9 protein-coding genes are annotated in these 12,973 nt (G+C 71.2%); 7 read left to right on the forward strand and 2 right to left on the reverse strand.

The genetic code is table 11. The annotated features are described in order from the left end of the window. Positions 1-170 precede the first annotated feature (170 nt). The 5 genes from SMA5143A_RS25805 to SMA5143A_RS25825 all read left to right on the forward strand — a co-directional run bounded on the left by SMA5143A_RS25805 (position 171) and on the right by SMA5143A_RS25825 (position 3,513). A complete protein-coding gene (locus SMA5143A_RS25805) occupies positions 171-1,286 on the forward strand; it encodes an ADP-ribosylglycohydrolase family protein (RefSeq protein WP_107465234.1) in 1,116 nt (371 codons plus the stop codon). A 27-nt stretch (positions 1,287-1,313) separates the two neighbouring features. Then, complete coding sequence (locus tag SMA5143A_RS25810) at positions 1,314-1,787, forward strand: GNAT family N-acetyltransferase (RefSeq protein ID WP_107465235.1); 474 nt, start codon at positions 1,314-1,316, stop codon at positions 1,785-1,787. Then, positions 1,784-2,317: a chloramphenicol phosphotransferase CPT gene (gene cpt / locus SMA5143A_RS25815; RefSeq protein WP_107465236.1), complete on the forward strand. Its 534-nt coding sequence runs from the start codon at positions 1,784-1,786 to the stop codon at positions 2,315-2,317. The genes SMA5143A_RS25810 and cpt overlap by 4 nt, the downstream gene beginning before the upstream one ends. A 118-nt stretch (positions 2,318-2,435) precedes the next feature. Continuing rightward, a complete protein-coding gene (locus tag SMA5143A_RS25820; protein WP_107465237.1) occupies positions 2,436-2,819 on the forward strand; it encodes a DoxX family protein in 384 nt (127 codons plus the stop codon). Positions 2,820-2,871: 52 nt separating this feature from the next. Beyond that, positions 2,872-3,513, forward strand: a complete 642-nt coding sequence (locus tag SMA5143A_RS25825) for a class I SAM-dependent methyltransferase (protein ID WP_107465238.1) — start codon at positions 2,872-2,874, stop codon at positions 3,511-3,513. Between the two features lie 76 nt (positions 3,514-3,589). On the opposite strand, the gene SMA5143A_RS25830 is transcribed toward SMA5143A_RS25825, so the two are convergent. Together SMA5143A_RS25830 and SMA5143A_RS25835 are read right to left on the reverse strand one after the other, a co-directional pair. After that, positions 3,590-5,191: a sodium:solute symporter family protein gene (locus tag SMA5143A_RS25830; protein WP_107465239.1), complete on the reverse strand. Its 1,602-nt coding sequence runs from the start codon at positions 5,189-5,191 to the stop codon at positions 3,590-3,592. A 203-nt stretch (positions 5,192-5,394) separates the two neighbouring features. Next, the gene (locus tag SMA5143A_RS25835) at positions 5,395-6,189 is read right to left on the reverse strand and encodes an SDR family oxidoreductase (protein ID WP_107465240.1); all 795 of its coding nucleotides are present in this window, start codon (positions 6,187-6,189) and stop codon (positions 5,395-5,397) included. 80 nt (positions 6,190-6,269) lie between these two features. Between SMA5143A_RS25835 and SMA5143A_RS25840 the strand changes: the two genes are divergently transcribed. Together SMA5143A_RS25840 and SMA5143A_RS25845 are read left to right on the forward strand one after the other, a co-directional pair. Next, on the forward strand, positions 6,270-6,449 hold the full coding sequence (locus SMA5143A_RS25840) for a hypothetical protein (protein WP_107465241.1): 180 nt from the start codon (positions 6,270-6,272) through the stop codon (positions 6,447-6,449). 161 nt (positions 6,450-6,610) lie between these two features. Next, positions 6,611-12,913, forward strand: a complete 6,303-nt coding sequence (locus tag SMA5143A_RS25845) for a protein kinase domain-containing protein (RefSeq protein WP_107465242.1) — start codon at positions 6,611-6,613, stop codon at positions 12,911-12,913. The last annotated feature ends 60 nt before the right edge of the window (positions 12,914-12,973 follow it).

Below are 12,973 nucleotides of genomic sequence, written 5' to 3' on the forward strand. Positions count from 1 at the left end.
GTCTGACCGCCGAGGGCACGCAAGGGTTGCCTTCCTCGTGCCGGAACGTGCTCGTCGAGACCCCTGAGGCGACTGTTCCTGTTCGATTACAGTGCTGGACTGTCGGGCCGTACGGGCGTACGGATGTACTTACGTACTGACGTACGGGGTGGGGCCGTGAGGAGGCCGGGGTGGGTGCGACAGCCGGGGCCGTCTGGGGGCGGGCCGAACAGCAGGACTTCCGCAGCCGGGTCCGCGGAACGCTGCTCGGCGCGGCCGTCGGCGACGCCCTCGGCGCGCCCGTCGAGGCGCTGACCCTGCCCCGGATCCGCGAGGCGTACGGCCCGGAGGGCCTGCCCGACCTGGCGCCCGCCTACGGCAGACGCGGCGCGATCACCGACCTCACCCAGCTGACCCTGTTCACCGTCGACGGCCTGATCCGCGCCCAGGTACGCCGCGACACCGGCGCCTGGCACCCGCCGACCGATCTGCACCGGGCCTACCTCCGCTGGGCGGCGACGCAGCGGGACTGGGGCCCCGACGAGCGCCGCAAGGACGACGGCTGGCTCGCCCGCGAGGAGTGGCTGTACGCCCGGCGCGACCCGTCCCGCGTCTGCCTGCTGGGCTTCGCCGACGACATGATGGGCACGCTCGACGCCCCCAAGAACCCCGGTGAGACCGGTGCGGAGGCCGCCGCCCGCTCGGCCCCCTTCGGCCTCCTCGTCGGCTGGGAGCCCCAGCTCGTCTTCCAGCTCGCCGTCGAGTGCGCGGCCCAGACCCACGGCCACCCCACCGCGTACCTCACGGCCGGCTCGTACGCCGTCCTCGTGCACGCCCTGGCCCGGGGCGAGAGCATGGACGCCGCCGTGCGGAAGGCCCTGGTGCTGCTCGCCGCCCGCCCCGGCCACCAGCCCGTCGCCGAGGCCCTCCAGCAGGCCCTGGCCGCCGTCCGCAGCGGCCCGCCGTCCTCGGCCCTGGTGGAGGAACTGGCCGACCCCGGCACGGCCGACCGGCTGCTCGCGGTCGCCGTCTACTGCGCGCTCGTGGGCGAGGACGTCCGTCAGGGCCTGTGCCTCTCGGTCAACCACAGCGGCCCCTCGAAGGCGGCGGGTGCCCTGACCGGCGGCCTCCTCGGCGCCCTGCACGGCGAGACGGCGCTCCCCCCTGCCTGGCTGGCCGAACTGGAGGGCCGCCCCACCGTCCTGGTCCTCGCCGACGACTTCGCCCTGGAGATGACCCAGGGCCCCGCCCTGCACAGCCCCAACGGAGCGGTACCGGGCTGGCTGGCGCGCTACCCGCGCGGCTGAGAGCCCCGGCAGGTGAGAAAGGAACCCATGGCGGACTGGACCCTGCGCCGGGCCTCGGTGGCGGATGTGGAGCACCTGGCGGAGCTGCGGGCCGTGGTGATGCGGACGGACCTGGAGCGTCTCGGCCGCTACGACGAGGACCGGGTCCGCCGGCGCTTCCGTGACGGCTTCGACGCGGCCCACACCTGGATCGTCGAGGTGAGCGGCCGACCCGTCGGCTGTGTGGCGCTCCGCCCCGCCGCCGACGCCCACTGGCTGGAGCACTTCTACCTGGCCCCGCACCTGCACGGCTCCGGCACCGGTACGGCGGTGCTGCGGGAACTGCTGGCCCGCTGCGACCGGGACGCCACCGTGGTCCGCCTCAACGTGCTGCGGGGCAGCCCGGCCCGCCGCCTCTACGAACGGCACGGCTTCACCACGGAGTCCGAGGACCCGGTGGACGTGTTCATGGTGCGCCACCCGGCGGGCGTCCACGCCCCTGCGGTTACGGTGACGCCATGAGCACCAGGATGATCATCCTCAACGGCGGCTCCAGTTCGGGGAAGTCCGCGATCGCGCGAAGCCTTCAGACCGTGCTGCCGGATCCCTGGCTGGCGTTCGGCGTCGACACCCTCGTGGACGCGATGCCCGAACGGATGCGGTCCTCGGACGAGGGCATCGACTTCGCGGAGGACGGCGCGGTGAGCACCGGCGCCGACTTCCAGGTGCTGGACGCGGCCTGGGCGGCGGGCGTCGCGGCCATGGTCCGCGCGGGCGCCCGTGTCGTCGTCGACGACGTCTTCCTGGGCGGCGCCGCCTCCCAGCGCCGCTGGCGCGACGCCGTCGGCGACCTCCCCGTCCTGTGGGTCGGCGTCCACTGCGACAGCGCGGTGGCCACGGCCCGCGAGGCCGCCCGCGGCGACCGCCCCCACGGCATGGCCGCCCTCCAGGCCACCCTGGTCCACAGGGACGTCACCTACGACCTGGAGATCGACACCACCCACAGCGCCCCCCTCACCTGTGCCCGGACCATCGCGGCCCGCCTGGGCTGAAGTTCGGTTCCGTGCCACGGCCGGCCCCCGTGTCACAAACGGCCGCCCCGGCTCGTCTCGTTGTCGGACCCTGCCGCGCTGGCCCGGTCCGGCAACGAGCGACAGGAGTGTGGCTGTCATGAACCTCGCCCTCTGGATCGGTGCGGGACTGCTGGCCGCGGTGGCGCTGACCGGCGGTGTGACGAAGACGTTCGTGCCGAGGGAGAAGCTGGCCGGGGCGCCGGGCGGGGGATGGACCGCGGGGATCGAGCCGGGCCTCATCAAGGCCCTCGGCGTGCTGGAACTCCTGGCCGCCCTCGGCCTGCTCCTGCCCGCCGCACTCGGGGTCGCGCCGGTTGTGGTGCCGGTGACGGCCGTGTGCTGGGTGCTGCTGATGATCGGCGCGATGATCACCCACGGCCGACTCGGCGAGTTCCGGTTCGTGGCGCTGAACGTCGTCTATCTCGCACTCGCGGCCTTCATCGCCTGGGGCAGGTTCGGTCCGGAGGCGTTCACCGTCTGACCTGGCGGAAAACGGTGGTTTACGCGGGGGCGGGGCTCTAGGGTCCTCGCTTGTGACTGGACTCCCCTCGCATCTCAGTACGACAGCGGCCGCGTACGACGACATCGCCGTCCTCTACGCCCAACTGGCCAGGGACGAGTTCGACTCCCTGCCGCTGGACCGGGCGATGCTCGCCGCGTTCGCCGACTCCGTGCGGGCCGTCGACGGCGGGCCGGTCGCCGAGCTGGGGTGCGGCCCCGGCCGTGTGACGGCGTATCTGCGGGACCTCGGGCTCGACGTCCTCGGGATCGATCTGTCGCCGGTGATGATCAGGCTGGCCAGGGAGTCCTACCCCGACCTGCGGTTCGAGGTCGGCTCCATGCACGCGCTCGACCTGGCCGACGACGAGCTGGACGGCATCGTCTCCTGGTACTCGGTGATCCACGCCCCGCCGCGCGACGTGTCCTCGTACGTCGCGGAGTTCCGCCGCGTCCTCGCGCCCGGCGGCCACCTCGTGCTCGGCTTCTTCGAGTCGGAGGGCGGGCCGGTCACCGAGTTCGACCACAAGGTGACGACGGCCTACCGCTGGCCGATCGACGAACTCGCGTCGTTGACCGCCGAGTTCGGCTTCACCGAGATCGGCCGCATGCTCCGCGAACCCCGTGAGGGGGAGCGGTTCCGGCGGGGACACCTGCTGATGCGCCTGGAGAAGTAGCCCGCCGCACGCCGCAGGGCCGACCCCGGGCTCTCCTGCCCGGAGCGGCCTTGCGCCGCACACTGGGCGCGTCGTCCTAGACCCCCGTCGGGCTGGCCGCGTCCTTCCCCGAACCCGGCCCCGGCCCCGGGGCCGGGACCGCCGCCGCGGCTCCCGCGCCGCCTCGGCCGTCGCCGTCGCCGTCGCCGTCCGTGTTGATCATCTCGATGATGGCGAGCCGCTCCGGGGTGTCCTCCGGCTTGATGAAGCCGATGACGATGTACAGCACCAGCGACACCGCCAGTGGGATGGACACCTGGTACTGGAGCGGGACGCCGCCTTCGACGTTCCAGTGGATCGGGTAGTTCACCAGCCAGAAGGCGAACAGCCCGCAAGCCCAGCTGGTGAGCGCGGCCGTAGGGCCGGAGCGGCGGAACGGCCGCAGCAGGCCCAGCATCATCGGGATGGCCATCGGCCCCATCAACCCGGCGACCCACTTGATGACGACGGTGATGATGTCCTTGAACGCGGGGGAGTTGACCTGTGTGGCCGCCGCCATGGACAGACCGAGGAACACGACGGTCGTGATCCGGGCGACCCGCAGCCCCTGCCCCTCGCTCCAGGCCCGCGCCCGGCGCCAGATCACCGGCGCGCAGTCGCGGGTGAAGACGGCGGCGATGGCGTTGGCGTCGGAGGAGCACATCGCCATGGTGTGGGAGAAGAAGCCGACGATGACGAGACCCAGCAGCCCGTGCGGCAGCAGCTGTTCGGTCATCAGGGCGTAGGTGTCGGAGCCGTCGCCCTTCTCCGAGGTGACGAGCAGCGGCGACATCCACATGGGGAAGAACAGCACCAGCGGCCAGACCAGCCACAGGATCGCCGACAGCCGGGCGGAGCGCTCGGCCTCGTACGGGGTGGCGGTGGCCATGTAGCGCTGGGCCTGGTTGAGCATGCCGCCGTTGTACTCGAACAGCTTGATGAAGAGGAACGCGAGGAGGAAGACGGTGCCGTACGGGCCGACGAGGGGTTCCGCGTGCCCCTTCAGCTCGGGGCGGTCCCAGACGCCGAAGAAGCCGCCGTAGTCGTCCAGTTGCACGAGGACGGCCACGAACATCGCGATGCCGGCCAGCAACTGGATGACGAACTGCCCGAGTTCGGTGAGCGCGTCCGCCCACAGGCCGCCGATGGTGCAGTACACGGCGGTGATGCTGCCGGTGATGAGGATGCCCTGGTTCAGGGAGACCCCGGTGAAGACGGACAGCAGGGTCGCGATCGCGGCCCACTTCGCGCCGACGTCCACGATCTTCAGCAGCATGCCGGACCAGGCCAGCGCCTGCTGGGTCCCGAGGTTGTAGCGGTTCTTCAGATACTCCAGCGGTGACGCCACATGGAGGCGGGACCGCAGCCGGTTGATGCGGGGCGCGAACAGCTTGGAGCCGATGGCGATACCGAGGGCGATCGGGAAGGACCACGTCACGAACGAGGTCACGCCCCAGGTGTACGCGATTCCGGCGTACCCGGTGAACATCACCGCGCTGTAGCCGGACATGTGGTGCGAGATGCCGGACAACCACCAGGGCATCCTGCCGCCGGCGGTGAAGAAGTCGCTGACGTTGTCCACTCGCTTGTGCGACCAGACGCCGATCGCGACCATCACACCGAAGTAGCCGATGAGCACGGCCCAGTCGAGACTGTTCATGGGCCCCCTTCCAGGGTCCGCCGCCAGGGTCAGGCATGTGAACGGTCAGGCATGTGAACTCTGGGTGGGGTGACATGCCCGCGGCAAGGAAGGGGTAGGTCAAGAGAGGGCAAAAGAGTTCTGCGCGATGACCCTGGTTCATGTACGTGAACAACTGATTGGCTGAAAACGATCAGCTCAAGCCATCGGGCCCGCCCCCGGGTTCAGCGCATCAGCTCCCCGGCGTTGACCAGCAGCGACTGACCGGTGATCGCCCGCGCCCGGTCGGAGGCCAGGAAGACCGCCGCGTCCGCGACATCCCCGTCCGTGGCCAGCTCGGGCAGCGCCATCCGCTCGGTGAGCCGCGCCAGCACCTGCTCCTCGGGAACCCCCTCGCCGTGCGCCGTGAACCGGACGTACGCCTCCACCGGCGGCCCCCACATCCACCCCGGAAGCACCGTGTTCACCCGTATCCGGTGGGGGCCCAACTCCCGGGCCAGCGAGTACATCGCGCTCGTCAGCGCGCCCTTGGAGGCCGCGTACGCCGCCTGCCGCACCTGTGAGGGCGCGGCGACCGACGACTGCGTCCCGATGATGACGACGGACCCGCCGCCCGCCTCCTTCAGGGCCGACAGACAGGCCCGCGTCATCCGCAGCGTGCCCAGCAGGTTCACGTCGAGGACCGCCTGCCAGGTCGCGAAGTCGGCGTCCTCCAGGCCCCCGAAGCAGCTGTCCCAGGCCGCCACGTGCACCACGGCGTGCACGCCCCCGAACCGCTCCCGCGCCAGCGCCGCGAGCGCCTCGCACTGCGCCTCGTCGGTGATGTCCGTGGCCCGGTACGCCGTGTGCGCGCCGGCCGGGTCCAGCTCCGCCGCGGCCTTGGCGAGGTGCGCCTCCGTACGCGCCCCCAGCACAGCGTTCCCGCCGTCCCGCACGACCGCGGCGGCCACCCGCCGGCCGAGTCCCGCTCCGACGCCCGACACGACGACGGTCTTGCCGTTCAGCAGGGGCGGGGTCATCGCTACCTCCAGGGGCTGGCGCTCTATCTGACGGGGCGTCAGAGTATGGGCGACCGGTGGAGGAAGGAAGGGAAGCATCCATGTCGGACGACACCCGAAGCGCCACCTACGCCGAGCTGGCCGCCGTCGGCCCGTACGGCGTCCGTCCCGGCCACGCCCTGATCACGATGGTCGAGCCGCGTCCGGGCCGCGGGGTCTACGGGCGCGGACGGCTCCGGACGGCAAAGCGTCGAGCAGTAAGCCAAAAAAGCATCCGTTGACGATGTCAACACGCCAATGCTCTACCCAAGAGGGATCAACTCGTGTACGGTAACGGCTGCCTCACTGTCCGTTCTGACACCATGGGCCGTGCGGCAGTAGATGAGGGGGCGCGCTCCGTTGCGGAACCGGGAGAGCGCGGGCAGTAGGCAGAGGAGCGGCAGTGAGCCAGGAGCTCGTCGACGGCAGATTCCGTATCGGGCGCGTCATCGGCCGGGGCAACATGGGGGAGGTCCACCGGGCCCAGGACCTGCACGCTCCCGAGGGCTCGCCCGAGCGTACCGTCGCCGTGAAGACGATCCTGCGTCGGCGCACGGGAGGCCGGATCGACACCGGCGGCGACACCAAGGCCGTGGAGCGCTTCGCCCGCGAAGTGAACATCATGCGCCAGCTGGATCATCACCCCAACATCACCAGGCTCGTCGCCGGCGGCATCGCCGCGGACTGCGACGATCTGCCGTATCTCGCCATGGAGTACCTGGACGGTGATTCGCTGCGCGACCTCATCGAGGAGGAGCCGCAGCTCCCGGTGGCCTGGGTCGCCGCCATCGGTGCCCAGATCGCCGCCGGTCTCGCGGCCGCGCACGCGAAGGGCGTGGTCCACCGGGATCTGAAGCCCGCCAACGTCATGCTCACGCGGGGCGGCACGGTCAAGGTGCTCGACTTCGGCATGGGCAGCATCGTCGACGACCCGGACCAGACCCGTCTGACCAGCACGGGCGTCAGCGTGGGCACCGCCCGCTACATGGCGCCGGAGCAGTGCCAGGCCAAGCAGGTGACCCAGGCCGCCGACCTGTACGCGCTGGGCTGCGTGCTGTACGAGATGCTCGTCGGCGTCCCCCCGTTCACGAGCGAGTCGGCGTACGAGCTCGCTGAGCGGCATGTCCACCAGGAGCCCAGCCCCGTCCGCGCGATCCGCGCCGAGGTCCCCGCCGAGCTCGCCCGGCTCGTGGACCGCCTGCTGGCCAAGGACCCGGCGAACCGCCCCGCCGACGCCGTGACCGTACGGGACGCCCTGCTCCCGCTCGCCGTCCCGGCGGACGACACCTGCCTCGTCCCCGTGTGGAGTGAGCGGGACCCGACGCTCCCCCTGCGTGAGGCCGCCCCCGCCCCGGCGACCGCCCTGCCGCAGCAACCTGCCCCCGTGACCGGCTCCAGTGCCGGCATGGACGTCTTCGGTGTCCACCAGGCCCTGATCCGCGACTACCGCTCCTTCACCGAGGGCGGCACCGTCATCCGCGACGAGCGTGTCAAGGCCTACGTCGAGAAGGACCTCGACGACAAGTCCCAGTGGCCGAACCCCTGGCTGTCGCTCAATCCGTTCTTCCAGGGCGGCGGCACGGTGGTCGAGCTCGCCCAGCAGAAGGTGCTGCACCCCGAGTGTGCCCGCATCTTCCAGGCGAAGAAGACCGAGGGGGGCACCGTCTGCGACGGCCGACCGCTGCTCCTGCACCGTCACCAGCGCGACGCGATCGACGCGGCCGCGTCCGGGGCGTCGTACGTCCTGACGACCGGGACCGGCTCCGGCAAGTCGCTGTCCTACATCGTCCCCATCGTCGACAAGGTGCTGCGCGAGCGCGACGAGGAGGGCCCGAACGCCCCGAAGCGGGTGCGGGCGATCATCGTCTATCCGATGAACGCGCTCGCCAACAGCCAGCTGCGGGAGCTGGAGAAGTACCTGCGCGACGGCTACGGCGCGGGGCGCGAGCCGGTCACCTTCGCCCGCTACACGGGCCAAGAGGACGACGAGAGGCGCAAGGAGATCCGCGACAACCCGCCGGACATCCTGCTCACCAACTACGTGATGCTGGAACTGATGCTGACCCGCCCGGCCGACCGGGCGAGCCTCATCAAGATGGCGCGGGGTCTTGAGTTCCTCGTCTTCGACGAACTGCACACCTACCGTGGCCGCCAGGGCGCCGACGTCGCCCTGCTGATCCGCCGGGTCCGCGAGGCCTGCCAGGCGGATAACCTGCAGTGCATCGGTACGTCGGCCACCATGTCGACGGAGGGCACGCTGGCGGACCAGCGGGAGGTCGTCGCCGGTGTGGCGAGCACCCTGTTCGGCACGAAGGTCCGCCCCGAGCACGTCATCGGCGAGACCCTGGTCCGCGCGACCGGCGAGGCCCCCGACACCGTACCGGCCGAGCGCCTCACCTCTCCCGCCCCTCGCGCCTACGACGACCTGGTGCGCGACCCGCTCGCCCGCTGGATCGAGGACCGCTTCGGCCTCGCCGAGGACGACGCCACCGGCCGCCTGGTGCGCCGGGCGCCGACCCAGATCGAGGTCGCGGCACGGGCGCTCCACGAGATGTCCGGCGTCGACGAGGAGCAGTGCGCGGAAGCGATCCGCGCCACCCTGGAGGCCGGCTCGCAGGCGCTCAACCCTCGCAACGAACGGCCGCTGTTCGCGTTCCGCCTGCACCAGTTCCTCTCCAAGGGCGACACCGTCTACGTCACATTGGAGGACAAATCCTCCCGCCACCTGACCCGCTCCTACCAGCTCGAACAGCCGGGCAGCGGCGGCAAGTCGCTGATCCCGCTGGCGTTCTGCCGGGAGTGCGGCCAGGAGTACCTGACGGTGTGGCGCACGGAGAAGGACGGTGAGGTCCGCTACGAGGCCCGCCGTGACACCTCGGCCACCGGCGGCAGGCAGGGCGACGGCTACCTCTACGTCGACCACGAGCGCGAGTGGCCGTCCAACGTGCAGTACGCGGTCGACGACCGCCGACTGCCCGAGTCCTGGCTGGAGCTGGACGACAAGGGCCAGGAGGTCGTCAAGCGTGCCTACCGCGACCGGGTGCCGAGGGCCGTCACCGTCGACCCGTTCGGCCGGGAGGGCCAGGGCGAGCTGAAGGCCGCGTTCGTCCCGTCGCCGTTCCTGTTCTGCCTGCACTGCGGGGTGGCGTACGAGCAGACGCGCGGGCGGGACTTCGCCAAGCTGGCGACCCTGGACCAGGAGGGCCGCTCCTCCGCGACCTCGCTGGTCTCGGCGTCGATCGTCCGCTCGCTGAAGTCGGTGCCCGAGGAGGCCCTCGACAAGAAGGCGCGCAAGCTTCTCACCTTCGTCGACAACCGGCAGGACGCCTCTCTCCAGGCCGGCCACTTCAACGACTTCGTGCAGATCACCCAGCTGCGCGGGGCCCTGTACCGGGCGGCCTTGGACGCCGGCGACGACGGTCTGCACCACGAGGAGCTGGCCTCGGCGGTGACCAACGCCCTCGCCGTCTCGCCCGCCGACTACACCGGCGAGAGCGACCTGCCGCCATCGCTGGCCCGCAACGCGGCCCGCACACTGCGGGACGTGGTCGCCTTCCGGCTCTACCTGGACCTGGAGCGCGGCTGGCGCATCACCATGCCCAACCTGGAACAGACCGGTCTGCTGGAGATCGACTACGAGGACCTGGGCTGGGTCGCCGACAAGCAGGACCGCTGGGAGGGCACTCACCAGGCGCTCAGGGACGCCGACCCGGCGCTGCGGGCGGAGGTCATGAAGGCGCTCCTGGACGAGATGCGCCGCTCCCTCGCCATCGACGTGTCGTACTTCCGTGACGACGCCTTCGACTCCCTCCAGCGCGCGAGCGAGGAGCGGCTGGTCGACCCGTGGGTGCTCTCCGCCGCCGACAAGCCGCGGGTCGGCACCGCCTACCCACACCCGTCCCGGCCCGGCACGGACCGTTCGAGCCTGTTCCTGTCAGCACGCGGCAAGTACGGAAAGTATTTGCGGCGCACGGACCGCACCTTCCGCGACCTGGACCAGGACGACCTCCAGCTGATCATCACCGAGCTGCTGAAGGTCCTCACCAAGGCGGGCCTGGTCAAGGAGGTGGAGGTCGCCCCGCAGCGCACCGGCCGCTACCGCCGGGCCTCGTCGACGACCACGACCGGCTACCGGGTGGCCGCCCAGTCGCTGGTGTGGCGCGCGGGCAGGGGCGAGGCGGGCGCGCACGACCCGCTGACCCGCACCTACCAGAGCGGTGACGGGCCGCGCATCAACACGTTCTTCCTCAAGCTGTACCGGGAGACCGCCGACGCCCTGTCCGGTCTCTACGCCCGCGAGCACACCGCTCAGGTGTCCCCGGAGGACCGCGAGGCCCGCGAAGAGGCTTTCCGTAAGGCGGAGCTGAAGCTTCTGTACTGCTCCCCGACGATGGAGCTGGGCGTCGACATCTCCGAGCTCAACGCGGTGATGATGCGCAACGTACCGCCCACGCCCGCCAACTACGCCCAGCGTTCCGGCCGCGCGGGCCGCAGCGGCCAGCCCGCGCTGGTCACGACGTACTGCGCGACGGGCAACAGCCACGACCAGTACTACTTCCGCCAGCCCTGGCGCATGGTGGCGGGCGCTGTCGCCCCACCCCGCCTGGACCTCGCCAACGAGGACCTGGTCCTCTCCCACCTCCAGGGCATCTGGATCGCCGAGGCCGGCCTGCGCCTCGGCCGCTCCATCCCCGACGTGCTCGACGTGTCGTACCCGGATTCCGGGGACCGCCCGGACCCGGCCCTCCACCTCCTGCCCGACATCCGGGACGCAGCGCACGACGACGGCGCCCAGCGGCGCACGGTGAACGCGGCGCTGCGCGTCCTCGGCCCGCTGTTCCGGGACTTCGCGGACACCACGTGGTGGCACGACGACTGGATCGACGACAAGGTCCGCACGGTCGCCGAGCGCTTCGACCGCGCCTTCGACCGCTGGCGCAGCCTGTTCCGGGCCGCTCTGGACGACCAGTACGTCCAGAACAAGCGCCGCCTCGACTACAGCCTCACCGAGGGCGACCGCAACCGCGCCAACGCCCGCCGCCGCGAGGCCGAGACACAGCTGAACCTGCTGATGAACGAGAGCGTCGACAGCAAGTCGGTCCTCTCCGACTTCAACCCCTACCGCTACCTGGCCTCCGAGGGCTTCCTGCCCGGCTACAGCTTCCCGCGCCTGCCGCTCGCCGCGTACATCCCGACGATCGGCCGCCGCCGCGGCGACGGCGACTACCTCCAGCGCCCCCGCTTCCTCGCCATCCGCGAGTTCGGCCCCGGCGCCCTGATCTACCACGAGGGCGCCCGCTACCAGGTCACCCGCATCCAGCTGCCACCGGACTCCTCCGGCGAGCTGACCACGGGCGAGGCCCGCCGCTGCGCGAACTGCGGCTACCACCACGAGCCCAAGGAACGCGAGGACCGCTGCGGCTTCTGCGACGAGACCCTGGGCGCCGCGACGTACGGCCTGCTGCACCTGCACACCGTGTACACCACCCGCCGCGAGCGGATCTCCTCAGACGAGGAGGAGCGGCGCCGGGCCGGTTTCCGGCTGGAGACCTCGTACCGCTTCCACGACCACGGCATCCGCAAGGGCCGCCTCAACGCGACGATCGCCGACCCGGACGGGCAGATGGCGCAGATCGCCTACGGCGACTCCGCGACGGTCCGCATCACGAACACCGGCCGGGTGCGTGCCCGTACGGACGAGCCGCCGGGCTACTGGCTGGACCTGGCCGACGGCCGCTGGATGAACGACAAGGACGCGTCGGAGGCGTCCGGCGACTCCAGCGAGCTGCCGCTGGTGGACGCCGACGGCAACGAGCGGCGCCGCAAGAAGCGGGTCATCCCGTTCGTCGAGGACCGCCGCAACATCCTCGTCGTCACCCTCGACGAGGCGCTGCCCGAACCGATCGCGCTCACCCTGATGTACGCCCTGGAGCGCGGCATCGAGGCTGCCTTCGAGCTGGAGGACGCCGAGCTCTCCAGCGAACTTCTGCCGCCGGACGACGGCCCGCGGCGCCGCATCCTCTTCATGGAGGCGGCGGAGGGCGGCGCCGGCGTGCTGCGCCGCCTCCAGGCCGAGGACGACGCCCTAGCCAAGGCGGCAAGCCGCGCCCTGGAGATCTGCCACTTCTCCAAGGACGGCAAGGACAAGGGCGACGAGGCCCACCGCCCGGGACGAGCCTGCGCACTCGGCTGCTACGAGTGCCTCCTCACCTACGGCAACCAGCTCGACCACGCCCAGATCAACCGGCACACGGTGGCCGGGCTGCTGGTGCGCTTCGCGTCGGCGAGGGCGCGGCGGGAGTCGCGGGGCGAGTCGAGGTCGGAGCAGTACCGGAGGTTGCTGGCGGAATCCCCGACCGCATCCCCGGCCGCTCCGACGGCCGTCGAGGCCTCGGCGTCCGAGCTCGTCGCGCAGGACGACTTCCTGGGCTGGGTGAAGGCCCGCGGCCTGCGACTCCCCGACGAGAAGGACGCCTTCCTCACGGAGGCGAACGCGGCACCGGATTTCGTGTACCGGCTCCCGGGCGCCAACGTCGCGGTGTTCGTCGACGGCCCCGACACCGAGGTGACCGCGTTGCGCGACGCCGACGCCGAGGAGCGGCTGTTCGACGCCACCTGGGACGTTGTCCGCTTCCCGCACGACGGCGACTGGGACGCGATCGCCGCCGCGAACTCACGATATTTCGGCTCATCGGCTGCCAACTGACCCGTCGATGCCCGACGATGACATCCCACTGACCACGTGCTGACCACTCGCTGACCACTC

This window comes from Streptomyces sp. MA5143a, from assembly GCF_900290235.1.
Classification (GTDB): Bacteria; Actinomycetota; Actinomycetes; order Streptomycetales; family Streptomycetaceae; genus Streptomyces.

Excerpts from the sequence above, each read along its gene's own strand:
- SMA5143A_RS25810 (WP_107465235.1), top strand. The coding sequence starts at position 1,314 with ATGGCGGACTGGACCCTGCGCCGGGCCTCGGTGGCGGATGTGGAGCAC.
- cpt (WP_107465236.1), top strand. The coding sequence starts at position 1,784 with ATGAGCACCAGGATGATCATCCTCAACGGCGGCTCCAGTTCGGGGAAG.
- SMA5143A_RS25820 (WP_107465237.1), top strand. The coding sequence starts at position 2,436 with ATGAACCTCGCCCTCTGGATCGGTGCGGGACTGCTGGCCGCGGTGGCG.
- SMA5143A_RS25830 (WP_107465239.1), bottom strand. The coding sequence starts at position 5,191 with ATGAACAGTCTCGACTGGGCCGTGCTCATCGGCTACTTCGGTGTGATG.
- SMA5143A_RS25835 (WP_107465240.1), bottom strand. The coding sequence starts at position 6,189 with ATGACCCCGCCCCTGCTGAACGGCAAGACCGTCGTCGTGTCGGGCGTC.
- SMA5143A_RS25840 (WP_107465241.1), top strand. The coding sequence starts at position 6,270 with ATGTCGGACGACACCCGAAGCGCCACCTACGCCGAGCTGGCCGCCGTC.